30 protein-coding genes and 1 pseudogene are annotated in these 22856 nt (G+C 40.5%); 4 read left to right on the top strand and 27 right to left on the bottom strand.

Annotated features, from left to right (window positions below; translation table 11 throughout):
• Window positions 1–68 precede the first annotated feature (68 nt).
• Complete coding sequence (locus L4C54_RS02315; RefSeq protein WP_428806938.1) at window positions 69–944, top strand: LysR family transcriptional regulator; 876 nt, start codon at window positions 69–71, stop codon at window positions 942–944.
• A gap of 7 nt (window positions 945–951) precedes the next feature.
• Here the strand turns inward: L4C54_RS02315 and L4C54_RS02310 are convergent, their stop codons facing one another.
• The gene (locus tag L4C54_RS02310) at window positions 952–2397 is read right to left on the bottom strand and encodes a cytochrome ubiquinol oxidase subunit I (RefSeq protein ID WP_428806937.1); all 1446 of its coding nucleotides are present in this window, start codon (window positions 2395–2397) and stop codon (window positions 952–954) included.
• A 316-nt stretch (window positions 2398–2713) separates the two neighbouring features.
• Between L4C54_RS02310 and L4C54_RS02305 the strand changes: the two genes are divergently transcribed.
• The 3 genes from L4C54_RS02305 to L4C54_RS02295 all read left to right on the top strand — a co-directional run bounded on the left by L4C54_RS02305 (window position 2714) and on the right by L4C54_RS02295 (window position 7037).
• Complete coding sequence (locus tag L4C54_RS02305; protein ID WP_428806936.1) at window positions 2714–4144, top strand: sulfatase-like hydrolase/transferase; 1431 nt, start codon at window positions 2714–2716, stop codon at window positions 4142–4144.
• An 80-nt stretch (window positions 4145–4224) separates the two neighbouring features.
• On the top strand, window positions 4225–6309 hold the full coding sequence (locus tag L4C54_RS02300; protein ID WP_428806935.1) for a multiheme c-type cytochrome: 2085 nt from the start codon (window positions 4225–4227) through the stop codon (window positions 6307–6309).
• A gap of 536 nt (window positions 6310–6845) precedes the next feature.
• Window positions 6846–7037 carry a hypothetical protein gene (locus L4C54_RS02295; RefSeq protein ID WP_428801702.1) on the top strand — a complete coding sequence of 64 codons (192 nt, stop codon included), beginning with the start codon at window positions 6846–6848 and terminating at the stop codon, window positions 7035–7037.
• 131 nt (window positions 7038–7168) lie between these two features.
• Here L4C54_RS02295 and L4C54_RS02290 read toward each other — a convergent pair whose 3' ends face one another.
• From L4C54_RS02290 to L4C54_RS02165, 26 genes and pseudogenes are all read right to left on the bottom strand, one after another.
• Window positions 7169–7330: a hypothetical protein gene (locus L4C54_RS02290; protein ID WP_428801703.1), complete on the bottom strand. Its 162-nt coding sequence runs from the start codon at window positions 7328–7330 to the stop codon at window positions 7169–7171.
• Between the two features lie 58 nt (window positions 7331–7388).
• A complete protein-coding gene (locus L4C54_RS02285) occupies window positions 7389–7901 on the bottom strand; it encodes a GNAT family N-acetyltransferase (RefSeq protein ID WP_428806934.1) in 513 nt (170 codons plus the stop codon).
• A gap of 73 nt (window positions 7902–7974) precedes the next feature.
• Window positions 7975–8382: a GNAT family N-acetyltransferase gene (locus tag L4C54_RS02280; RefSeq protein ID WP_428806933.1), complete on the bottom strand. Its 408-nt coding sequence runs from the start codon at window positions 8380–8382 to the stop codon at window positions 7975–7977.
• Between the two features lie 8 nt (window positions 8383–8390).
• Window positions 8391–8741: a VOC family protein gene (locus L4C54_RS02275; RefSeq protein WP_428801706.1), complete on the bottom strand. Its 351-nt coding sequence runs from the start codon at window positions 8739–8741 to the stop codon at window positions 8391–8393.
• Window positions 8742–8795: 54 nt separating this feature from the next.
• Complete coding sequence (locus L4C54_RS02270) at window positions 8796–9413, bottom strand: LysE family translocator (protein ID WP_428801707.1); 618 nt, start codon at window positions 9411–9413, stop codon at window positions 8796–8798.
• A gap of 161 nt (window positions 9414–9574) precedes the next feature.
• Complete coding sequence (locus L4C54_RS02265; protein WP_428801708.1) at window positions 9575–9859, bottom strand: Rdx family protein; 285 nt, start codon at window positions 9857–9859, stop codon at window positions 9575–9577.
• Between the two features lie 193 nt (window positions 9860–10052).
• Complete coding sequence (locus L4C54_RS02260; protein WP_428801709.1) at window positions 10053–10568, bottom strand: P-loop NTPase family protein; 516 nt, start codon at window positions 10566–10568, stop codon at window positions 10053–10055.
• Between the two features lie 443 nt (window positions 10569–11011).
• Window positions 11012–11257 (bottom strand): Rho-binding antiterminator, encoded by a 246-nt coding sequence (locus L4C54_RS02255; RefSeq protein WP_428806932.1) that lies wholly within the window; start codon window positions 11255–11257, stop codon window positions 11012–11014.
• 68 nt (window positions 11258–11325) lie between these two features.
• Window positions 11326–11448, bottom strand: a complete 123-nt coding sequence (locus tag L4C54_RS02250) for a hypothetical protein (protein WP_428806931.1) — start codon at window positions 11446–11448, stop codon at window positions 11326–11328.
• Between the two features lie 141 nt (window positions 11449–11589).
• Window positions 11590–12218: pseudogene (locus tag L4C54_RS02245) on the bottom strand (GNAT family N-acetyltransferase).
• A 160-nt stretch (window positions 12219–12378) separates the two neighbouring features.
• On the bottom strand, window positions 12379–12855 hold the full coding sequence (locus L4C54_RS02240; RefSeq protein WP_428806930.1) for a DM13 domain-containing protein: 477 nt from the start codon (window positions 12853–12855) through the stop codon (window positions 12379–12381).
• A gap of 300 nt (window positions 12856–13155) precedes the next feature.
• On the bottom strand, window positions 13156–13965 hold the full coding sequence (locus L4C54_RS02235) for a PhzF family phenazine biosynthesis protein (RefSeq protein ID WP_428806929.1): 810 nt from the start codon (window positions 13963–13965) through the stop codon (window positions 13156–13158).
• Between the two features lie 125 nt (window positions 13966–14090).
• Entirely contained in the window at window positions 14091–14561 is a 471-nt protein-coding gene (locus tag L4C54_RS02230) for a cupin domain-containing protein (protein ID WP_428806928.1), read from the bottom strand.
• Between the two features lie 199 nt (window positions 14562–14760).
• Window positions 14761–15135 carry a hypothetical protein gene (locus L4C54_RS02225; protein WP_428806927.1) on the bottom strand — a complete coding sequence of 125 codons (375 nt, stop codon included), beginning with the start codon at window positions 15133–15135 and terminating at the stop codon, window positions 14761–14763.
• A 99-nt stretch (window positions 15136–15234) separates the two neighbouring features.
• Entirely contained in the window at window positions 15235–15666 is a 432-nt protein-coding gene (locus tag L4C54_RS02220) for a GNAT family N-acetyltransferase (protein ID WP_428806926.1), read from the bottom strand.
• Between the two features lie 62 nt (window positions 15667–15728).
• A complete protein-coding gene (locus L4C54_RS02215; RefSeq protein ID WP_428806925.1) occupies window positions 15729–16403 on the bottom strand; it encodes a peptidoglycan DD-metalloendopeptidase family protein in 675 nt (224 codons plus the stop codon).
• Between the two features lie 134 nt (window positions 16404–16537).
• Complete coding sequence (locus L4C54_RS02210; protein WP_428806924.1) at window positions 16538–16903, bottom strand: VOC family protein; 366 nt, start codon at window positions 16901–16903, stop codon at window positions 16538–16540.
• Between the two features lie 87 nt (window positions 16904–16990).
• Entirely contained in the window at window positions 16991–17506 is a 516-nt protein-coding gene (locus L4C54_RS02205; RefSeq protein ID WP_428806923.1) for a GNAT family N-acetyltransferase, read from the bottom strand.
• A 143-nt stretch (window positions 17507–17649) separates the two neighbouring features.
• A complete protein-coding gene (locus L4C54_RS02200) occupies window positions 17650–18267 on the bottom strand; it encodes a LysE family translocator (protein WP_428806922.1) in 618 nt (205 codons plus the stop codon).
• A gap of 99 nt (window positions 18268–18366) precedes the next feature.
• Window positions 18367–18741 (bottom strand): DUF6713 family protein, encoded by a 375-nt coding sequence (locus L4C54_RS02195; RefSeq protein WP_428806921.1) that lies wholly within the window; start codon window positions 18739–18741, stop codon window positions 18367–18369.
• 48 nt (window positions 18742–18789) lie between these two features.
• Window positions 18790–19473, bottom strand: coding sequence for an SDR family oxidoreductase (locus L4C54_RS02190; protein ID WP_428806920.1), 684 nt, complete (start codon window positions 19471–19473; stop codon window positions 18790–18792).
• A gap of 148 nt (window positions 19474–19621) precedes the next feature.
• The gene (locus L4C54_RS02185) at window positions 19622–20038 is read right to left on the bottom strand and encodes a GFA family protein (RefSeq protein WP_428806919.1); all 417 of its coding nucleotides are present in this window, start codon (window positions 20036–20038) and stop codon (window positions 19622–19624) included.
• A 126-nt stretch (window positions 20039–20164) separates the two neighbouring features.
• A complete protein-coding gene (locus L4C54_RS02180) occupies window positions 20165–20812 on the bottom strand; it encodes a GIY-YIG nuclease family protein (protein ID WP_428806918.1) in 648 nt (215 codons plus the stop codon).
• 179 nt (window positions 20813–20991) lie between these two features.
• Window positions 20992–21417 (bottom strand): GFA family protein, encoded by a 426-nt coding sequence (locus L4C54_RS02175; protein WP_428806917.1) that lies wholly within the window; start codon window positions 21415–21417, stop codon window positions 20992–20994.
• 69 nt (window positions 21418–21486) lie between these two features.
• A complete protein-coding gene (locus L4C54_RS02170; RefSeq protein ID WP_428806916.1) occupies window positions 21487–21987 on the bottom strand; it encodes a GNAT family N-acetyltransferase in 501 nt (166 codons plus the stop codon).
• Between the two features lie 135 nt (window positions 21988–22122).
• Window positions 22123–22770, bottom strand: a complete 648-nt coding sequence (locus tag L4C54_RS02165) for a glutathione S-transferase family protein (protein WP_428806915.1) — start codon at window positions 22768–22770, stop codon at window positions 22123–22125.
• Window positions 22771–22856 lie beyond the last annotated feature (86 nt).

Genomic DNA, 22856 nt, shown 5'->3' with positions numbered 1-22856 from the left:
TGACTAATTACTTGTGGAAGAACGTTGTTTATAAAAGAAAGCTCTTTATCAAAAGAAAGGTGTGGTGCGTGGAAAGAAAACTCTCCGATCTCAATCAGATAAACCTACTAATAGACTTAGCCCACACTAAGAATATGAGCCGAACCGCTAGGCGACTAGGAAAGACGACCAGCGCAATCTCTAAATCGCTACAAAAGATTCGTGAAGAGTTAGACGATGAGCTGTTTGTTCGACAATCTTCAGGCCTTAAGCTTACGCCTTATACGGTCGATCTTGTGGCAAAGTTGGGCGTGATACAAAAGCAGATTGATCATGCCTTTGAACCCGAGGTCTTTAACCCGAGCAGTTACAAAGGAAAAATCACCATTGCTTCAAACTCAGCGTTACTAAAGCTTTACCAGCCAACGCTTTTCCTCGCAATATCGAAACAAGCGCCGCTCGCTCAAATTGAAATAGTCCAATGGCAAGAGGGGAGTTATCAAGGAATAGTAGATGGTGAAATCGACCTTGGCCTTCACTTTGAAAACCTCTCATGCTCACAATCTATAACGCAGCGAGTCTTGAGCCGATATCGCGTCTCATTGCTTGCAACTACGCACCATCAGGCAACTAGTTTAGATCAAGCCCTTAAATCTCCGTTAGCGATATTAAAAGTGAATGGATGGAATTCGGATTCAATCAATTTTGCTCAGTACCTAACAAGGCAAGGCGCTGAGTTTCATGTTGCCCATCAAAGTGAAGATCTACCCAGTTTGCTCAACTGTATTGCGGTTAGCGATATGGTGTCGCCATTGCCAGAGTTTCTACTTCGAGACGATTTAAAAAGTATCGAGATAGAGCAAGAAGGCAATGAACTGACCTCGGTGGTTTGCATTCCTACCACACACAGAAACGAACCATTTTATCAGTGGCTCGTCTCTGTCGTGAAATCAGTGAACGTTTAAATAGTCGCTATGTCGTACGTTGTTCCTTAATGATGGCATACCAGCGAAGTGCAGCCAATGGGATAGCAATGGCGTATATGGAAAGCAGTTCAATACTGGAAAAACCATGCGTGGTACCACTAACAAAATCACCCGCACCAATGAAGGTAGGTAATACTTCATAAATGACCCAAGGCTGACGACCCACTTCAGAAACAATCCAACCAGATAAGTAGCTTACGATGGCGACGGGATAAGCAACGATTGCTAACTTGGTGATAAGAACTGGAAGCGTTGTGTTGTTTAGTAATCGGTAGGCCCCAAATCCGTACAAACCGAGTAGGAAGATCCCGCCTCCGACCATGGCTCTAAATGCCCAAAATAGCAGTGGTACGTTATTCACAGTATCTTGAGCCGCAGCTTTAATATCGGTATTGGTCGCTTCTTCCAAACTGTCGGCATGTTTTAATACTAATCGTGCAAACGCTTTGTCTTCATTTCTTGCGTTGGCCTCTAGACCTTGTTTAATTCTAAGCTCTGCTTGGTGACGTAACTCTTTTATACCTAGAATGGGTTTATCTTCAGTGCCGTTTAGCATCCAGCCTAAAATTTTAGGTATGGCTATTTCGAAGTCATTCGATTCGGTTGTCATGTTAGGCAGTGCGGCGATCACTAAGTGGGCACTTGATTCTTGAGTTTCCCATAGCGCTTCAATTTGAGCCAATTTCATTGGTTGTGTTTGATGAACCGTGCGTCCGTGAATATCGCCACTGACTGCAGAAGATAACGCAAGTAAGAAGCCTGTAATGCTGGCGACCTGTAACCATTTTGAGGCGAAATTTCTCTTTTTCTTGAGGATATAGAATGCAGATAAGCTGGCTAATACGCTCGTTCCAACCAGTAACGCACCATTAAAGAAGTGAAACAGACGTTGGGTCGCCATGGGGTTGGTTAGGTATTCTAGGGCAGACGTCAGAGTAACGGTTAGAGAGTCGTTCACCACGCTACCGACTGGATTTTGCATCCAACCATTGACCATGATGGCAGGAGCTTCGCCGATAGTACAGGCGAAAGGCACGATCCATAGTGCGACAAGCATTACCTTGTCGTTGAACCAACGCCACCCCCATAGCGCTATCGCCGATGTACTAATAGTGATCAGGGCACAAGCTCCAAGCATGGTTTTTGATTGTTCATCCAGCATAGCGTGTGAGACTTTTTCAAATACTGCCCAATCTTCACCGATGGGGGGCGTCGCAATTCCGGTGATCATTAATAGAAAAAACACTGGCGACATCAGTTTAACCAGCAGCCGAGTACCTTTGCGGTAATCTTCATCCCCTTTCTTTAAATATAAGGTGTGCAGAATCGCTGCCATCAACATACAGCCAATGAAAGTGGGAACAAATAGCTGGTGGACAGACATGCTTAATGCGAATTCAAGCCTAGCGGTATCAATGAGATTGATATTCATAGTTTCAAGCCTTTACATAGTGGAATATACCCATACTAATTAAATGGTCTTTCCTGAAGGTTAATTCTGATTTTCCATTAGGTTGATTTGTGTTTGTTAGTTTGTGGGATAGCGACTCTGAGGTCAGTTCTTGGATATCGGTTATTGGCACGTTAAGTGATAGATAACGATAGTCTAAACAGTGTGTTGACCTACAAATAACGAATTGAAAGTGGTGAGATTATGAGATTGAGTGTATACCTAAATAAGGACGAACAACCCCAAAGAATGATTAAGCAAACTTTTGATTTAAATGGACTTAAATGGAGAGGTGAAGATGTTTAAACGAATACTGCTTACCAGTGCAATGACGGTGTCTTGTAACGTGATGGCGGCTGAGAAACCTAATATCGTTTATTTGTTGGTGGATAACTGGGGCTGGGGCGATCTTAGTATTCAAGGCAGCACAATACAGACGCCTAATATTGATGACTTTGCTCAGGAAGGGCTCAGGCTCACGAACTTCAACGTACAAAACCAATGTACTCCAACCCGCTCTGCGCTGCATACAGGCCGCTTACCAATAAGAACAGGCAACCAAAAAGTCCCCGCACCGGGAGAGCCTGATGGGTTAGCAAAATGGGAATATACTTTGCCAGAGCTTTTATCAGATGCAGGGTACAGTACGGCGCTGTTTGGAAAATGGCATGTTGGGGCCAGTATTGAAAAGTTACCGAACTATCAGGGATATGATTATTTCTGGGGAACTAACGAGGGCACCAATGCAGCATCCTATACGTCAACGCCTCAGTGGGATCCGAGTGTGGCTGAAACCCCTTATATTTGGGAGGGTGTGAAAGGCAAGCCTGCCGAGAAAGTAAAACTGTTTGATATTCCTGCCAAGGTCACTCTAGATAGAGAGATCACCGAGCGCACAATTGCTCATATTCAAGAACAAGCGAAGTCAGATAAACCGTTTTTCACCTATGTTGGATTCACTCACTTTCATCCACCCTTTACGGTTCATGATGACTTTAAGAACAAGTCAAAGTCGGGTATCTACGCCGATACGCAAATGGAAGTGGACTACAACATAGGACTCATATTAGAAGCGATTAAAAAAGCCGGCATCGAAGAGAATACTCTAGTGATTCTAAGCGGTGATAATGGTGCGGGTAACTTCCCTCAAGGCTCGGCACTCGCTGCAGGTGAGATCGGTGGTGGCGGTAACAATGGCCCATGGCGTGGCGGTTTGAGTACGGCTTATGAAGGTGGTTTGCGAACCCCTGCAATGATTCGTTTCCCAGGACAAATCGAAGCAGGCCGAGTGTCAGATGAAATCGTGGGTGATATTGATATGTACACCACCATCGCAAGTTTTGCAGGTGCCGAAAAGCTCGTGCCAAGTGATCGTCCTATTGATGGCGTTGATCAAAAAGCGTTCTTCCTTGGTAAAGAACAATCTAACCGTGACCACTTTATTGTATTCGTGGGCGATGAGCTCTTTGCGGTGAAGTGGCGTAATTTTAAAATGCACTTCATGGCGACAGAATCGACTCACTCTCCCGTGGCAACGAAATTCACCTTCCCTCAAGTGTTCGATATTAAGAACGATCCAAAAGAGGCGTATGAGCTGCTAGGTAACGAAGGCTACTCTCACACTTGGGTCTTTGACCCCATTATGAAGAAAATTGGCGACCTCAAAGGCAGCATGCATAAGTACCGTAACATTCAGCCCGGGGAAGAATTTAAGGGCTACGACAAGTAGGCTTTAGTTTTCATTCTAAGTAAGGGGAGCCTGTCTCCCTTTTTGTTATTTCGTTAAAGAGTGATGGCTTGAGAAAGTGAATGAATAGAGTTTGGTTGTTATTGATAGGTATTGGCATTGCTCTTTTCGTAGCAATGTCTGGTTTTGCCTATGCATCGTCAAAAAATATGAACGACTGTGTTTCGTGCCATGAAGCAGAGACAGACGCTTGGAAACAATCGGATCACGCCAAAGCGATGCTAGAACCATCTTCAACCTCAATCGTTGCTGATCTATCTCAATCTTATTCAGATCAATACGGTAATCAATTCTCCATTGAACAAAAGGAGGGCGATTTCTATGCCCTTGTGAAAGAGGGGAAGGAAAAACAGAGATATAAAATTGAGAAGACATTCGGACATTTCCCACTTCAACAATACCTAGTAGCAACTGAAGGAGGGCGCTTACAAGTTCTTCCTTACTCTTGGGACGCTAGAGCTGAATCTGAAGGTGGTCAGAAATGGTTTCATGTTTACGAGGACATTCTCGATACCATTGACATAAGCAGTCGCTATCATTGGAAACAGCCGCTACAAAACTGGAATGGGATGTGCGCAGATTGCCACTCTAGTGAGTTAAAGCGCGAGTTTAATACTGAAGCGAATCAATTTGATACTAGCTGGAGTGAAATCAATGTTGGCTGCTTGTCGTGTCACTCTGTCCATGACGAGAACATGAAGAGCGCAGTTAAACTAACAGGTTCATGGCAGCGCCTGCCTGAAGACAAAGTTGCAAAGTGGGTTGGTGATAAGCGAGACGAAGGTACAATCGAGACTTGCTTCTCTTGCCATAGTTTACGAGAGCCGCTAACTGATGGATTCTCAGCTCAAGGTGAATTTTTAGATAAACACTCACCCAACTTACTGGAACAACCCTTTTATTACCCAGACGGGCAGATAAAAGATGAAGTGTATGTTTACGGATCTTTTATGCAAAGCAAAATGGCGCAGGCAGACGTTACTTGTCTAGACTGCCATGATAGTCATACGATGAAGGTTAAAGTTGAAGGTGACGCTTTGTGCTTGTCTTGTCACTCTCCAGATGAGTATTTCAGCAAAGATCACAACAAACACAGTGGCGGATCTGATTCAACTCAATGTGTGGATTGCCACATGCCGGAAACTACTTATATGGGTGTTGATGCCCGTCGAGACCACAGTTTCTCTATCCCGAATCCGCCGTTGTCTCATTTGTATCAAAGCCCTGATACCTGCTTATCATGCCATAGTGACCAAGATACAAATTGGTCTATGCAACGCTTTACCGATCTCTATGGGGAGGTCCCACCACGTTCTGACAGTGATCATACATTTTCGCTTGCACGAAGTGGGCAGTTAGAGCAGCGCAATAAAATATGGAGCGTTGTTAACGACAAGCACTTCCCAGTGATTAAGCGTGCCTCTGCGTTAACACTACTGCCGAGTTATTACTCTCAGTTGTCTGGCGTACAATTAGCGGAGTATTTTGAATCCGAACATGATCTTATTCGTTTGGCTGCCGCTAAGGTTTCAATTCTGATAGAGGGAACGGAAAAGGAGCGATATGTAGCGCCGTTACTTAGTGACAAGAGAAAAGCGATACGCGTTGAAGCAGCGAAGCAATTACTCGGCATCCAACTTTCACCTCAGTGGAGTAGTGCTTTCTCAAGTGCTTATGAAGAATTATATTCAGTTAATCAACTATCCACATGGCGTGCTGAGGGGCTTTTGAACTTGGCCGAATTGACGCTAATGAATAGTGACGTGAAAAAGGCGGAGCAGCTCTATTTATTTGCAATAGAGCGAGCCCCATATTTTGATGCTTCATACATCAACTTGGCAGAGCTTTACCGTGCCCTTAGTAACCTAAAGCAAGAAAGAGACACATATGATCAAGCGATAAAAAATGGAGTATCGACGCATAATTTCCACTTCTCACTTGGCTTATATTACGTTAGACAAGGTGAGCTAGAAGAAAGCGTAGTAATGCTAGACAAAGCAATGAAAGGAGACAAAAACAATAGCCAATATGCATTTGTCCGTCTGCTAGCGCTTAAAAAACTGGGTAATGAAAATGAATTCCAGCGCTCATTAAGTGAAGCGAAAAAAAGGTTTCCCTCCAACCAATCAATCAGATCTTTGAGATAGCAAGATCTGTAGAGTCTTAGGGGATAAGTGAATCTAGTTATACTAGTGGGCTTAACCCATTAAGTCGAATAACAAGGTTGGATAAAAGAAAAGCGTAACCAAGTAAAATCATACTTGCAGGTAGGTAGCTCATAATAGACCTCACTTCGCTATTCGTTGCATATATATTATCAGAATGGAATTATGAACTTAAATGCATTCAGGGTGTTTTGTGAACTAAGATTATGGGGAAAAGTTTAGAGCCTCGACTTAGGTTGAGGCTTTGTTGTATTAAGCAAAAGAGTGCAATTGGATTTACTTGAGACTTCACCTCGTGGTCGCTCAAAAAAATGGCTAACTAATTTGTTCACATGAACGCACAGTATAACTTCCTAACTCGCTAGCAATCTATTCAGTCTTTAAGGTGAAGGAATTGAGTGCTCTATAGCATGTCACTGAGATCACGGAATCATATCTTTTGATAACGATTTAGCTTAATTTTTAATCAAAAATGAGATGATACCTGTGTTGAAGTTAGACGTCATTTAGGAGGAGTTATGAACACTAAACTCGGTCATGTAATGTCATCAAGTCGGCTTGTTTGCTTTGTCGCTTTTCTCGCAGCAACGTTCGCATGGATACTTACCATGCCAGCACTGTTCTTTGTCTCTGTATTGTTCCTCGCGGTCAGTGCCCTTATCTATGTAGTAGATTTATGGAAGAACAGTGAAAGGAAGAAAGAGGCTTAATCTAGGCATCAGCTCTTGCCTAATTAGGTAAAGGTACAAAAAAGGATGCGAAATAGCATCCTTTGAGTATCGCTGTAAGAGGTTAAACAGAGAGTTCCGTTTTTTACCTTGTTACATCTGTAATATAAAACCTATTCGTCATCACCACACTTGGAGCATGGTTCATAGGTACGTTCACCTTCACTGATCACCACATAGCCACTTACGCAATTGTCACACAGTACTAACTTAGGGTAGGCGAGCTTACTTTTTTTAGATGATATATCGCCTTCAGTCACGTATTTCTTTCTCATTTATAAACCTTAGTTAATACTTAATCCTATTCGTGCAGGGGTTAGAGTATACGGCTTTTCAACTCGTTACGCTGAATTCATAGACATTATTTAAAGTGTTGTATAAGTCCATTGTTCCGTTAAAAGTAAACCCAATATTTTTTAATAGTTTATTGGATTTAACATTATCGGGTAATGTGACGGCCAAAACTTGAACAAGAGAATGATCGTTCATTTCAGTTTTGAGAATGGAATCAGCGGCTTCGTTGGCATACCCTTTGCCACAAAATTCCGATAGAAAAGCGTAACCTAAGTCAGGGAATTCCAATTCGTCTCTTTTCAGTAAGCCGCACATACCAATGCGAGCACCGGTTTCCTTTAGTTGGACCAAACTTAAGCCAAACCCGTGAATTTGATAACAGGTCATCGGTCCATCCTCGAGATACTTGATGGCTTCATCAATGGTTTTAACATTCTTATCCGCGATATAGCGAATGAAAGACTCTTCGTTCAATAATTGAAGAATAAATTCTGCATCATTGAGATTGAACCGCCTAATAACCAGCCTTTCTGTTTCACACACTATTGGCATTAAAGTTTCTCTTGAATGTTCATAGATGAATTCCTTGGCACTCTACATTAATGTTGTATCAAGTTAGGGTAGTCTAGCTCCACTGGACCGCCATTTTATAGTATGAGATACCCGACTTGTTGAACTCACTACCCTCTACCGTCATCCCAAATTTCTGGTAAAAGCTCAGTGCAGTCGTGCGAGCATCGCACCAGAAGGATTTAATATTCTGTCGCTTCAAGTTGCTAATAGCGTGCTCAATGACTTTTGAACCAATTCCTTTCCCCTGAAACTCATGCAGTGTTGCAAACTTCCTAAGCCTTGCTTCGTCACCACTAATATAGATAGAAGCAACACAAACTAGCTGATTATTGATGAATGCTCCATAGTGAGTTGCGGATTCATCACCTGGTACTTTGCAAAATATTATAGGTTTGTTTGGCCATAAAACATGATGCCTCACTGGCAAAGCGTCTTCCCACGTTACCTGCTGTATATTCATGAAATTTATTATATTAGCCCTCTTAGCCCAATAAGGTTTCCAAAAGGGTCTTCGACTTGGCACATTGATAAACCATCTTCGATGTTCAGCGGGCCGCGATACAAGGTTGCGCCAAGTGACGTTAAATGATGTAGAGAGTCAGTCAGGCTATCAACTGACCAGTATAAAACTGTACCATTTTTACCCGCTCCTACTTTTTCATCAGCTTGAACTAATTCAAGTGAGAAACCGTTAATTTTTAGTACGGTAAATTCAAATTCAGGTAGATACGTTGCTACAGCCTCTGGAAAAGCGCTTTGATACCACTTCAACCCTAGAGTGACATCTGGAACGTAAATGAGTGCGGCTACTGGATACAAAGACTTCTCCCTGATAAACGACGCTTTATTAACGGCTTCTAAGCTGATTGTTTATTAACTTCTACTCGCTAAGGCTATTCCACATGTTGCTAATGCGCCACCAGATATTTTGTTCAAGAGCCGCTTAGACTTAGGGCTAGCAAACAAATAACGGGCTTTAGATGCCGAAAAAACATAGATGCTTAACACGCCACCTACTGATAATGTGGATATGAACATAATTAGAAGAACATCCTGAGTAGAAATCGAACCTAGATTTACAAACGCAGGAAAGAAGCCCATGTAAAACAGCACTGCCTTAGGGTTAGCTAAAGTCATAAGTAAACCTGCCATGAGGCTAGACTGACTTTTGTTTTTATTGATGGGTGTTGAGTCTTGTGAGCCTGTACTCTTTGAATGCCACGTTGAATAGGCAAGCCAAAATAGATATACAATACCAACGTATTTAATAACACTGGCAAACTCGCCCATTTGGCTCGCGACAGTTGCCAACCCAGTAATAGCTAGGCATATAAATATGTAGTCAGCAATTAAAACACCGGCTACGACTAATAGCCCTTGTAAAGCGCCTGATGATAGCGTGCGTGAAACCACAGCTAATACACTAGGGCCTGGAATTACTGCTGATAAAAGCATTGCAATGAACAGGGCAATGCTAGATGAAATAGACATGGTTTCTCCTTAAACCTAACGCCTGACCAATATGTGAAAACCAGCATGTCATATTGTGCAGAGTTGCGAACACGTATTTTAGGGTGTTGTAGACCCAATTGTTATACAGCTTTACTTATAATTTACCCAGCACAGGCAGTAATGCTTACTGCATGATGAAGTCACTCTTTTCTGCTTTTACGATCTATACAGCCCAAATCTTTTTCGGGCGCAATAGCATCTCTAACCGATTGCTTAAGTTCAGTGACTTCAGGAAATCGTCCCATATCTTTGCGTGACCATATAACGTTACCATTCGCTATCACTTCAAAAATACCACCAGTCCCTGGTAGCAGTGATAATTCTCCGACTTCTTCTTCAAATGTTGTTAGGATTTCTTGTGCCATCCAGGTTGAACGTAATAGCCAGCGGCATTTTGAGCAATATTTAATTTCAATTTTATTCACGATATATACCTTAGTAATGAGATTCTCTAACGACCGATTAGCGGGTAAATATTTAGGAAACCACCTGTCGGCAGGGTGATTTACGCCATCATTTGTAGTTACACTACTTACATCAAAGGGGTTTAAACTTTAATTCCGATTTAGTCTGGAAGTTACAAGCGTTTAACCCCTGATAAGTCTATGAAATATGGTTCTATTTCACATACGCTGAAACAAAGTTATTCAGCTCAGTCACTGTTTGGATGATGTAGACGGTTTTACCATTATAATTTTCGGATAATTTGGACGTGAAGTCCTCATTCCAGAACTTAGGGCACAACTTGAGTGTTTTATAACTATTAAGTGTTCCTTTGAAAACAGAACTCCCGTCAGGCCAACCTTCGGGCTTCACAAACAGCCCTTTGAGAAAGCGCTTAGTCACAAACCAATAGCTCACTGAATAGGGTAGATCGATGTAGACTAGAACATCTGCAGCTTCCAAACGCTCGTAAAAGGCACTGATAGGCCCTAAACCATCCACAACCCAATGTTCAGAGCGCATGATATTGTCATGAGCTATGTCAAACTCTTCTCTAGCAACAAATTCACCGTTAGGCTTATAAACAAGCGAATCTAGTTGGTGAAGTGGGGAATCAGTCGCTAACGCTAGTGCTTTGCTTACTGTCGATTTTCCACTGCCTGGCTTTCCAAAAACGGCTACCTTTTTCATGCAAACTCCTCCAAGAGTCAATTTCCCAAAAGGTAGAAAAAGAAAACCCACCTTTTTAGGGTGGGGTCGATTATCTAAAGCATGCCAAATCCCACCATTCCTAAGGAATGATGATAATTCGCTTGTTAAGTTGCTTTAGATTGAATTTCATACAATCACTTTCGTGTAACGTGGGTTAATTGTCAATTAGATTTTCTCAATAACCAAAACGGCCAAGTTTGAAGTGTAGCATTTAGTGACTCTTTAACTGCGGATCTCCACCTAACTGCATTAGATAGTTTTTCATGTAGATATTTTTCTTTGACAGCTAATGCCTAACCATTTGATGAGTAAGTGATGGTCTTGACACGGGACATTAATATTTTAATCACTAAAGCGAATCGAACTAAAAATGCTAAGCGTTTTGGGTTATAACTGGACAGGTTGTCATGTGGTTTTATGAATTAGCCAAAATTAACCACTTGAAAGTGTGGATTTTGAACGCAGGCTTCCATTCTTAAAAGATCATCCAGAGCCACCAAGCTTTCAATACCTTTAACCTTTACTTTCATACACTCTTCACGATCCTCGTTTCTTTGAGTGTCAAGAGCCATACATTCGATCATAGAACCAGACTTGAATGTTAACTTAACCGTATAGTTGTACATACATGCTATTTCTATATAGTCATGCAGGTCACAGCTCATCATAATACTCACCTCTACGTAAAATTTGGATCATTATCGACCTCATATTCTGCCGCAATTAGATAGTGCACCTAGTCTTTAATAGATAGTTCATCTAGTCTTTTATTAGCCCGGATTCCAAGCACCATTCCAGCTACGCCAACCCCAAGACCCGAGACTCCAACCACAAAAGAAATAATCGTAAATGTATCCATGTTTTTTACTCCCTTAATAACTGAATGATTTTAATCTATAAACCGATATCAACAATAAGAAACCGACAACTAAACATAGACTGGCATTAAAACAACTCAAAATAGAATGCCAAGCGTTGAGAACCTGTCTTAAACGCTCTGTTATGCTTTGTCCCATTCGGTTTGGAGGACTGCCAAAACCACGGTATCCCACCACTGTTCTTTGAAAAAACGATGTTCTCTAAAATGTGCTTCTTGCCGCATACCCAAAGACTTACAGAGCTTAATGGCAGGTAGGTTCTTACTAATTGTCTCAGCATAGATACGGTGAACACCTAACGCCGAAAAACCAAAATCTGCCAGAGCCATTGCAGCTTCATGGCAGGTAGGTTCTTACTAATTGTCTCAGCATAGATACGGTGAACACCTAACGCCGAAAAACCAAAATCTGCCAGAGCCATTGCAGCTTCATGGCTTAACTTATGGCCTTGATATGCTCTTGAAAACGCGCACCCCATTGAAGCTTGCTGATTGTCTTCTAGGCGTAAGCAAACAGTCCCAATGAAGTGTCCTGAGTCCTTACATTCAACAGCGAGTTGATATGATTTCCTTGGCTCTTCAAAAGCCTGAGCAATAAACAATTTTGTTAGCTCTTTATATTTATTAGGATCACAATCACTTTCATCATAGAAACGCTGATATTTAGAATCCTGAGACATGGCTACAAAGGCGCTTTCGTCGTTCGAAGTCATATCCCTAATGATCAAACGCTCAGTTTCAATTTTAAACATCGAAAGTTCCCTTTATGGTGAGACTTAATCCCAGCTAAAGTAGTGAGTAACGCAACACTGAAACCAAAGTAAAAACGTACTCACGCAAACAAAATTAGCATCAAAGCCGCTGAGCGTTAGGAGTTACTCTTAAATTGTTGGTTCGGTTCGGTTTGGTTCATTATTGGTATTTAGCTGACGTGATAAATTCACCAAACGTCTCACACCATACTATGACTGTATTATAGTTAGATACATTGACATCTTGCGGTATTTTGACCGCAAAGTTTTCAAAAGTCTTAACATTACCAATGTGGGTCATGTTGTCTTTTAAACGATTAAAATCAGATTCTGTTTCAACAAACTCGGTTGACAGGTATAGCTTGTAATCAGGGCCAGGAGCAAGGCTTCCTGTTAATGTGACGTACTCTGGTCCAATTGATACTTGACCTTCTCCCCAGTGAAAGGAATCACTATCCTTAAGGTCTTTTTGGAACGTCGCAGAAAACTGTGCTTGAGAAGATAATTGAGAGACTTCAGAGTCCGTTGGTGATGTTGGAGCAATAAGAATCGGCAGCATATAAATGCCTAAACCAACCCCGAATGCCCCCACAGACAAATGAGTGATTAAAAGTAATATAATTGTCTTAATTTTCATAGCAGCACGTTCCTTAGTAACAGCTTATCTTACCAACAAAAAAGATACTTGAAATAACAATAGTGTTCTAACGGTAAATGATGTCTTTTCTCTTGAGCCGCTTTCATTAAAATGCCACTTGAGAAGATGCTTCCAGACCACTCCTAATACCGCTTTAAATGCCTTATTGTTCGACATTTCTGCGCTATAGCTCTGCCTTGAAGTGGCTTTAGTGCCTTGATCCAGCACTCAAAATATGGACCATTTATCTAATGTCGTAATAACGCTAAGCTAAGGTGTGAACAACGCTTAAATTTCTTGCTATACGACAGGCACTTGCATAACTCCTTTAATTACTGTTACCGCAGAACCTACTAACTTCGTGCGCCCATTAGATAAAAGCTCAGTAACAACATACCCGCCACGTTCGGATGCTTGATAACCTTTAAGTTGTGACTTACCCAGTTTTTCTGACCAATAGACGGTCAAAGCACAATGTGCTGAACCTGTTACAGGGTCTTCATTTACGCCGACCCAAGGTGCAAAGTATCTAGAAACAAAGTCTAATTCGTTATTATTTGATCGTGTCGTAACCAGTACACCACGCCCATTAGTCTGTCTCATTGCCTCAAAGTTTGGCTTTATATTTAACAGTGTTTCTTCATTACTGACTTCAATAAAGACCTTGGTATCAAAGCTACCAAAGGAGACAATCTTGCTATTTTCTATGCCCAAATTGTCCAACAAACCTTGGGGTTGAGAAACGTCGAATTCAATTATTGGTGATGGAAAATCCAATTCAACTGTAGATTCGTTTATTAGTGCCGTTAAGGTTCCTGATAAAGTTTGAAAGTTAACGCTATCACCTGACTTGAGTTGTCCTCTTTCCTTAAGAACATGAGCAACGGCAAGTGTGCCATGACCGCAAAGTTTCACCTCAGACTTAGGTGTGAACCACCTTAACGTCATATCAGAAAGTGATAAAAATGCTGTCTCAGAAACGGCCATTTCTTCAGCTATTGAAAGCATTAAACTTTCAGTTAAGCCATTTTCGGTTATGCAAACTCCTGCTGGGTTACCTCTGAATGCTTCAGTTGTAAATGAATCAACCTGATAAATCTCTAAATCCATTCAGTTCTCCAAATTTAGTAAAGTCGTATGACGCTATGATAAGCGGTGAGTGAATGCCATGTTTGAGCGATAGCGAGTTCGGCACGCGTTTACGAATCAGACTTAAGCAATTTGTTAGGTGTATTTCAATATTTTTTCCCAAGTTTATCAGCAGCAACTCGCTCTCCTGATTCAGTTTCTAACCACTGTAAGTTGTCGTCTGGGTAAAAAACTTCGTCATCTGAAACTCTTGAACCTATAACGATAAATGATGCAGGTAACGTTGATTCATTTATTAAGTGATGCCCATCGTCAATGCCAGCTTTAAAACCAACACACATACCTTGAAGTAACTTTTGCTTACCTCGATTTGTGACTAGCTGTAATTCACCCGATAACACGTAAACAAATTCCTCTGAGTTTGAATGCCAATGGCGCAAAGCAGATTGCCCATTAGGTTCTATTACTTCAAGATTTACACCAAATAGAGTTAAACCAAACTCATCCGACAAACCTCTCCATGCTGAACTTCCCATCTGAGAAGCAAATGGTTCAGGAAATCCACTTTCTGTTTCCGCGGGAATATCCGTACTCACGATTGCTTTTTTATGTGTCATTACTTTCAATAAATCCTTTTGTGCATAACAGCTTGTTAATTATTGAAAAAACGATTGTCACCAAACTGAAAGTTGCTAAGAGTTTTGGAAACTTTTTAAGGACTTGTTCTGTTGTAACTCACGGTGCTTTTGTTTCTATGCTTAACTGACCAGACAACATAATCCGCAACGTGTTGTCATTGCAGCCATAGTCTCTTTGTTATGTGTATGTCCCCACCAGAACCATAATGGCGGTTGCACCAAATAGTATCCAAGATAAGTGCTTTCCTTTTGACCCGAAAAGAGCCGCCAAAAAGTGTATACCGAAAGTGGCGGCTATTATCTGACCAACGAGATGTTTACTAATTTCTGGCTGCGCTAGAGCTATAACAATGCCAGCAAGCCCTAACCAAGCGACTGACGTTAAATGCCATGCAAATCTCAAAGTGCGTTTCGTAAAGTCATCACTTCCTAATATCTTTGGCAAATTGTCACGCTTAAACAGCCTAGAAAGAATAAAGCGCTCTCCAAGGTAAGAGTGAGCAAAAGACACAACAACTAGCAAAATAGCTGCGAGATATAAAATACCAGCCATTTTATCCTCCATGCACATAACGTTATTCTAAGTGGCCAACAATAGGGCACTTAACCATAAAAATAAAATCACCCAATGTTTGTCCGATTGATCGCCATGTTATAAAGCGGATTGATAAATATTGGGCTTATAGATTTCCATAAACGTGTCGGGCTTACTTAACAAAGAAAAACCAAACTTACGGTACAAATCATGTGCGTTTGATGTAGCGAGAGTAAAGCGTCTCACGTTTCTAGTACTTTCGTGATTTAAAACGGCTTCCAGAAGTAATCTTGAGACTCCTCGTCCACGGAACTCTGGCCAAACTATAACGTCCACTAAATTAGCAAAAGTAGCGTGATCGGTAATGATGCGGCTGAAACCCACTTGAGTATTATTTAGATAAGCGCCAATACATATAGAGTTTTCAATTGATTTCACCACAACATCGAAGCTTACTCCTTTAGCCCACAAACTTTCTTTCGAAAGGAAGTCATAGATTTTTTTGATATCTAGGTTAGATTTATCATCATTTATTACTATCGTATGCACATCTCATCCTTGAGCTTTATAACGCCAAGCGTTGTCGTGTCGGGTTTAGCGCCTTGTTAGGCTTAAAACTCAATGGAGTATTCGCTACTTGGTACTCCATTGTTGACCAAGATTTTGGTACTTTTATCTACAATATTATATTGAGTAAAAGAACAAGGTAACCCATTTGCTCTCCTGAGGTTGGCATTATCCATTAATTGAAAATGCAAATGTGGAGCCGTGGAGTTTCCTGAATGCCCAAGGCTTCCTATAATCTGACCAACTGTAACCGTGTCTCCGACTTGTACCTTTATTGAGTCGTATTTTAGGTGGGCTAGCCAAGCGCAGCATTGCTTGCCTTCTATAACCAGATAATTCCCACCTACATTTGATATTGGATCTTTTTCAAATGAGAAGAATAACCCATTGTATATAGCTAACCCTAAGTCTGATATTAAATGTAACCTTTTCCTTTCGGGTATATTATTAACAACTTCCGTAACTATACCTTCGATAGGGGAGTAGATTGGTTCTCCCCAACCAAAACAGTGGGTTAACTTAACTCTACCGAGCAAATAGGCAAAAGAAGTACTATTATGAAACTCTGAAATTGATGAGCCCCTTGTTTTTAGTTTTACAAAATCATAAGCATAGGTTTGAGCAAACTCATGAGTCCCATGACTTGGCACTCGATCTCCCGGAGTATTTATTGCTTTCCACACTCCTCTAAGAGGTGGGCTAACTACTATTGGTCCCATATCATCCTATTAAGCCTGACGCTTTGTTAGCCTGTGACAAAACGCCCACAGAACTCAATATTACTATCTTAAACACTGGTGCCGATTTACCCAAAGTGGAAAGCGTTGCGAATCTGCTTGAATTGATTGTTAAGCTATTTGTTCTCGGCTATGCGCCACAAAACGCCTGAAGGGTCAGTGATACAAAACTCTAGCATTCCCCACGGCTGCTCTACTAACTCTGTAACCATAGAACCATACTCTTCATTTAAATTGAGTTTCAGCACATGCTCATACCAACTTTGAGCATCTTCGACTAAAAGGTGCATCATGAAATTGTCACTATGAACTGGTTCATAAAAGTCTTGGAGTAAAAACGGACAAGAGCCAGATTTGAAGTAAGCGATACCATCAAATTCAGAGGCGAGTTCAAAGCCAATGCACTGATAGAAGCGCTTTGAAAGCTCAAAGTCTTTAGCGGGCACAAATGATTTTATTTCTACTGTATTCAGGTTTTCCATTTCTAGCACCTATTCCTTCTAACTGCTTGTGGGCTTGAGACCGGCCTAAGTAGTTTGTTATGCTTATTTTACTACGACGTTTTCTGATTAAGTCTCAACCCAGTAATACTGAACTAGTCCTTCCTGTCCAGAAACCTTCTTTTCTGCCTCAAGCACACCTCCGTTTGACTGAATAGCTTTAACGGAACCCAAGTTTGCTTTGTTTACCGTGAGCAAAGCTTTAGTAATTCCATTACTATTGGCCCTAGGTAAAGTTAGCTTTAGAATAAGCTTTGCATACCCTTTCTTACGCTCTGACGGTTTGATTCCATAGCCAATATGCCCACCTAAAACTAATAGTTCATCGTTCAAATCGTGCCTTAGATTAGAGCACCCAACTACTTTTTCATTTGTATTTATTAACCAATAAGAACTGTTGGCGACAAAAACAGTTGCTAACTGCTCCCCCCGAGAGTAACTAGCCAATCTATCTATCATTGCGGGGAAGTCACTGTAGTTTTCAGACAATACGAAAGGAATGAACACCTCTCCTTGTTCGGAAAACTCACGAACCATTTGAATATAAGATTCTTCATACTCAATGCTTGGAACTACTAACTTCACCCTAAATACTCCTAATATGCATATCGCCCTGCTAATGGTAAACAAACATAACCACTTAACTATAAATTACCGCTTGAAACACAAAAGCTGATTTAATCCAAAAATAACAAACGTTGTTAATCCTTTTGAGCAGTTTGTTAGTTTTATTGCTGCCGACTAAGCAACAGGTTAGCGCTAGATAAAGCTAAAAAGGTAGCACATGCTCTATTGAAACATTTTGCCATTTTCGGTTTTGTGAACCATTTTCTCAAATATATTCCAAATATGGCATATATGGATATTGCGGCCATTTCCAAGACCAAGAACGTTAATCCCAAGACAAAAAATTGTTCATTTACATTTGCTGAAACATCAACGAATTGTGGAAGAAACGCAGTGAAAATTAGGATGGCTTTGGGGTTGCCTGAAGCCAATACAAACTCTTGCTTTGCTAACCCCAAGCGGCTCCGAGTGTTTTTGATTTCTGAAACAGGGCTAGCTTCTGAGCGCCAAAGATTAAAGGCAATCCACAGTAAGTAAGCAGCCCCTACGACTTTGATCATGAGGAATAAAGTCTCGGATGCGTATAAAACAATAGCCAAGCCTGAAGCCGCCAGTGCGATCATTAAAGAAAATGCTGCTATTCGACCAAGACCAGCGATAATAGCGGACTTGAAACCGTAACAACGAGCATTGTTCATTGACAATAGATTATTTGGACCAGGAGTCATATTGAGCGCAAAACACACAGGTATAAAGAACAATAACTTCCAGATTTCCACAATATTTCCTCCATGAAACTAACGCTCACATTAAGCTGGCTATAATGTGGAGCGAAGCGGAACCGAGTCAACTGTTTTAGTTCTGTTTACATTGACTTGTTAGGCTTGCGATAGTTGCCCACGATACTTTATGGTTTGTTTAATTTGAAGTAGTGAAGATATTAAACATAGGAATATGATTAGTAACGAAGCTGGCAAGTGAAACTCAGGGCTACCAGCAAACATAAACCCAGCATGAATGATGAATGTTAAACATCCTAAACCCGCACAGAGCATGGAGTACCTAACGGAATTTTCACCACTTATAATAATACTTTTATAACCTATTAGTAGAATAGGTAAAATAAGTAAATTGAAGAATAAAAAGCCCTGTATGCCACCGGGTAAATAAAACATTTCCCACTCTTTCCAATACGCGGCATCAATTTGATGGAGTATTAATAGTGACATTGTTGCTAAATAACTTCGTTCCATGAGTTCTCAAATCCTTAGTATTCCAGTTGAACAATTTGTTATACGAATTTACCAAACGTGCTCGTCACCTTGCCATGTTAAGAACTTACCACTTTGCTCTTGTGTTAGGCTTTTTATAAGACTAACAATACCTGAAACACTTTCTGTAACGGTAATGTCAGCTTCTTCACCGCCCATATCCGTTCTAACCCAACCAGGATGAATAGGGCATACGATAATACCCTTGGGCTTTAATTCTAAAGCTAAAACTTGCATTACTTTGTTAACCGCTGCCTTTGAGCTACGGTAAGCGTACATACCATAGCTTTCTCGATTCAAAGCACCCATTTGGCTCGAAATGGTAATAATACGTGGGTTTGAACTAGCTTCGATTAAGCCTAAAAGAGAGCGGGTTACCGTTAGTGGTGCAATAGTGTTTACAGCGAAAGTAGTAAGCCACTCTTGAGAGTCGATTAATTCCATTGACTGCTCGTTAGCCCCGATAACACCAGCATTGTTTATGAGAATATCAATTTGTGTATTTACGAGCTTAGAAACTAAGTTATTTATAGAGTTTTGGTCGGTAACTTCAAGTTCAAATACAGACAAAGAGTTGTTTGAACACAAGCTCTCTAACTGTTGCGAGGGTTGCCCGCGATAAGTCGATATAACATTGTAGCCAAGATCTAAGAACTGGCGAGTAAGTTCAAAGCCAATACCTCTAGATGCTCCTGTGATAAATACAGTTTCCATTTGATGAATATCCTTATTCGTATAACGCCCTGATAATAGGTTAGCAAACACAACCACTTAGCTTAAAGTTACCACCGTAAACACTAAAGCTGATTAAACTAAAAATGCTAAGCGTTTTGGAATCCAGTTGAACAATTTGTTATGAGTATTACTCGAATTCAAGGTGTACTGGAATAATACTATTTAATGAATACCAACTCGCTTTCTGCGAAACCCAAATATGACTGATCTCTTTAGATTTGGGATCATCATCTAATGACCCCAAACGTAAAACTATATGTTTAGTGCCGTCTTTCTTTGCGTAGATTTGGGTTGCACAATTTGGGCAAAAATATCTGTTTTTTCCAGGGGATGATTCATAACAACCTAATCTCACGTCACCCAACAATTTAAAGTCTGAGTCACTGACACCGGCAACACTTGAAAACGCAGAGCCATGAGCTTTACGACAAGTTTGACAGTGACAATGGACTATATCGCCAATTTTACCTGATATTTCATATTTAACATTACCGCACAAACAGCTTCCATTTACCATTGAGACCTCAATATAGGGATTACTCATAACGTCTGCATAACAACTTTGCTACCATACAGACTTAGTTGAAATTTAATGCCTTAATCACTGAAACTAAAAGTCAACTGACAACGCCGAGTGTAGCAAATCGTGTTGATGCATTTGTTATAACGATTAGCTAATGAGTCTAACCTCACTATAATCAGTTGTTGTATATGTCGTCTTTCCTTTTGCACAAAAAGAAATATGAACAATGTCACCAGGTGAAAATCCATTTCTCTTATCATGAGAAATGCTAACTCTTACCCCGTCCTCAATACACTCAAAACTTATGTGAGATTTACCTACTTTTCTTATTGCACGACATTTAATCGTTTTTCGTTCCCGATCTGTAAATCTTTCTTGAGTACGGTATCTATTTATTGTTTTACCTTCTAAGGTAATCTCTCGCCCGCCATCAGATAATTTACAAAAATCATAATCATTTTTCGTATAACTACTTGGACCAACGTGAGAATTAAGTGATGGCTTATAAAAATGAATAGCTGAAGATTCTAGGTTATTAGCCGATTCTTGGTCATCTGCAACACCAATAACAAAGTGAGTCCAATACTTATTTTTTCTCAATGCTGTTTTAAATATTTGATTGGTTTCTGGATGTGAAGGACTATTAGCTATTTGTTGATGTTCATCCCATCGATTTACCATGCACGTACTTTGACCTATATAAAGCTCACCTTTAGTATTTAAATGAGCATAAATGACGTGCTTTGCAGTTCTTACTTTAAAAGCCTTAATATTTAGCGTAATAGTTACATTCATATATTTCCCCAACCAAATATATGAATTATTAATTATTTAAACTCGATTTTTGTCATACCATCGTAAATTCACTCGTTATAACGCCTTGTTAACGGGTAAAACTAGTGTGCCATATTCGGTAACGAAGCGAAAAATGGCATAAGTTTTTTGTCTCTGTTAAGCAATTTATTATGCGTGTACTACCGACATAGTAGCGACCACTCTTCGTCACTAGGCATTTGATCATACTTAGCGACGGTATCATTTAGAAAGCCAGTGTCCCAATTTGCGTGTGAATCCACGTAAACATGAGCAGCTACTTGTGTATTAATAGGCTCAGACAGTAAACCCGCAGGTACCCAGTAGGTTTGACCATCAGAACTTATATTTGGCACCGGGCTGCCACAGTTACTACAGAATTCAGATTTGAAGCCAGAAGGGGATGCGAATGATTTTATTTGACCTTTGCCTGAGCGCCATTTGAAATTTGTATTTTCAACAACTAGTGCTGAGTTAGACGAGGAACCAGATACTTTTCGACAAAGTGAGCAGTGACACTGATAAATTGGCGGTAATTCACCGAGTAATTGAAATGTAACTGTACCGCACAGGCAACTTCCTTTCACTAAAAGTTCTCCGATTTGTGAATGAGCATAACGCCGGCGTTTCGAATCTATCTTAAACACTTGTTAGGCTTAAATCCGCTTGGCCATTAGTAGATCGATAATAACTGAACCTTCAAATTCCTCAGTCATAAAACCGTCTGCGAACTCAAAGCCATGTTTAGAGTAAAACTGAATTGCTGCTTCATTATTGTCGAGCACATACAGCTTAATAGTTTTTGTCCCTAGAGCTTGGGACTCATGCTCTAAATTAGCTAGAAACTTGCTACCCAGCCTTTGACCATAAACACTAGGACATAGGTAGAGTTTGCTTAGTTCTATACTTTCTGCATTTTCAGGATGAACAGAGTAAGACATAAATCCAACAACCTTGCTTCCTCGTACGGCTACAACTACTGACTCGGTGTTGTTTTTAATTGTTCTTTGCCATTCTTCCACACGGGATGAGACGGTAAAGCCATTAATATAGTCTTTTGGCATAAGCCCTTCGAATGCAGATTTCCACGAGCTCACATGAATTTGTGCGATTTCCTGAACATCCGTTTGGACTGCTGCTCTTAGATTAATTTCCACTGATTCTTCCTTGAAGCCTAACGCCTTGTTAACTAGTGATAAAACAATGCCACCAAACCTAATTTGACCACATTAACCACAACAACTAACCGATACAAAATTGCCAAGCGTTTTGGAATCCAGTTGAACAATTTGTTATGAGTATGACTCAAATTCTGTGATATCTATTCCTTCTAAGTCACAGACAAATTGAATCGTCGAGTTTTTACAAAGTCGCTTTAAGTACATTGCTAAATGGTTATAAGCCAGAGGTGACTTTTTAACGGGTAGTGACCAACCAGCAAGCATAAAAAGAAAGTAATCGCATGCTGTGAGCGTGTCACCAACTAAGTAATCATTGTGTTTTAGTTGGTCGTTGATAATTGATAGTGCATCTGCGATTCTGTCGTCTTGTGCCGCTATAATATTTGGAATGTTCGTTTCATCATTAGTGTGGCGATGAGGATAATATCGAACCATGAGCTCTGCCTGTAACGTGTTATTTAGAAACGCTAACCATTGAAAAAATAAAGGACGCAGCGGGTTACCTATCGATGGCATTAAATCCGATTTGGGATGCAATTCGCAAATATATGTACAGATAGCAGGACTTTCAAAAATTGGTTGTTCGTTTATTACTAGGGTAGGTATTCGACCTGTTGGATTGAGTCTAAGGTAATCCGCTGATTTCTGAGAGTTTGATTTTCTATCCACTAACAATAGCTCATAGTCTGCTTTTAAGTGGTGAAGCAAAAAATGTGGAGCTAGACTTGCGTTGTTTGGAGAATAATAAAGCTTAAACAAAATTGACTCCTTGCCTCTAAAGTTGCGAAAACTCATAACACTAAGCTAATTGGCAGAAAAACACGTCCACTTAGCTAAAAATTACC

This window comes from Vibrio lamellibrachiae, from assembly GCF_050337265.1.
GTDB classification, from domain to species: domain Bacteria; phylum Pseudomonadota; class Gammaproteobacteria; order Enterobacterales; family Vibrionaceae; genus Vibrio; species Vibrio kyushuensis.
This window is presented reverse-complemented; position numbering and strand designations above follow the sequence as displayed.

Excerpts from the sequence above, each read along its gene's own strand:
- L4C54_RS02280 (WP_428806933.1), bottom strand. The coding sequence starts at position 8,382 with ATGAATATACAGCAGGTAACGTGGGAAGACGCTTTGCCAGTGAGGCAT.
- L4C54_RS02190 (WP_428806920.1), bottom strand. The coding sequence starts at position 19,473 with ATGGAAACTGTATTTATCACAGGAGCATCTAGAGGTATTGGCTTTGAA.
- L4C54_RS02225 (WP_428806927.1), bottom strand. The coding sequence starts at position 15,135 with ATGGCTGGTATTTTATATCTCGCAGCTATTTTGCTAGTTGTTGTGTCT.
- L4C54_RS02215 (WP_428806925.1), bottom strand. The coding sequence starts at position 16,403 with ATGGGACCAATAGTAGTTAGCCCACCTCTTAGAGGAGTGTGGAAAGCA.
- L4C54_RS02250 (WP_428806931.1), bottom strand. The coding sequence starts at position 11,448 with ATGGATACATTTACGATTATTTCTTTTGTGGTTGGAGTCTCGGGTCTT.
- L4C54_RS02210 (WP_428806924.1), bottom strand. The coding sequence starts at position 16,903 with ATGGAAAACCTGAATACAGTAGAAATAAAATCATTTGTGCCCGCTAAA.
- L4C54_RS02235 (WP_428806929.1), bottom strand. The coding sequence starts at position 13,965 with ATGGATTTAGAGATTTATCAGGTTGATTCATTTACAACTGAAGCATTC.
- L4C54_RS02230 (WP_428806928.1), bottom strand. The coding sequence starts at position 14,561 with ATGACACATAAAAAAGCAATCGTGAGTACGGATATTCCCGCGGAAACA.
- L4C54_RS02195 (WP_428806921.1), bottom strand. The coding sequence starts at position 18,741 with ATGGAACGAAGTTATTTAGCAACAATGTCACTATTAATACTCCATCAA.
- L4C54_RS02295 (WP_428801702.1), top strand. The coding sequence starts at position 6,846 with ATGAACACTAAACTCGGTCATGTAATGTCATCAAGTCGGCTTGTTTGC.
- L4C54_RS02270 (WP_428801707.1), bottom strand. The coding sequence starts at position 9,413 with ATGTCTATTTCATCTAGCATTGCCCTGTTCATTGCAATGCTTTTATCA.
- L4C54_RS02180 (WP_428806918.1), bottom strand. The coding sequence starts at position 20,812 with ATGAATGTAACTATTACGCTAAATATTAAGGCTTTTAAAGTAAGAACT.
- L4C54_RS02255 (WP_428806932.1), bottom strand. The coding sequence starts at position 11,257 with ATGATGAGCTGTGACCTGCATGACTATATAGAAATAGCATGTATGTAC.
- L4C54_RS02185 (WP_428806919.1), bottom strand. The coding sequence starts at position 20,038 with ATGAGTAATCCCTATATTGAGGTCTCAATGGTAAATGGAAGCTGTTTG.
- L4C54_RS02285 (WP_428806934.1), bottom strand. The coding sequence starts at position 7,901 with ATGCCAATAGTGTGTGAAACAGAAAGGCTGGTTATTAGGCGGTTCAAT.
- L4C54_RS02290 (WP_428801703.1), bottom strand. The coding sequence starts at position 7,330 with ATGAGAAAGAAATACGTGACTGAAGGCGATATATCATCTAAAAAAAGT.
- L4C54_RS02260 (WP_428801709.1), bottom strand. The coding sequence starts at position 10,568 with ATGAAAAAGGTAGCCGTTTTTGGAAAGCCAGGCAGTGGAAAATCGACA.
- L4C54_RS02240 (WP_428806930.1), bottom strand. The coding sequence starts at position 12,855 with ATGAAAATTAAGACAATTATATTACTTTTAATCACTCATTTGTCTGTG.
- L4C54_RS02305 (WP_428806936.1), top strand. The coding sequence starts at position 2,714 with ATGTTTAAACGAATACTGCTTACCAGTGCAATGACGGTGTCTTGTAAC.
- L4C54_RS02310 (WP_428806937.1), bottom strand. The coding sequence starts at position 2,397 with ATGAATATCAATCTCATTGATACCGCTAGGCTTGAATTCGCATTAAGC.
- L4C54_RS02300 (WP_428806935.1), top strand. The coding sequence starts at position 4,225 with ATGAATAGAGTTTGGTTGTTATTGATAGGTATTGGCATTGCTCTTTTC.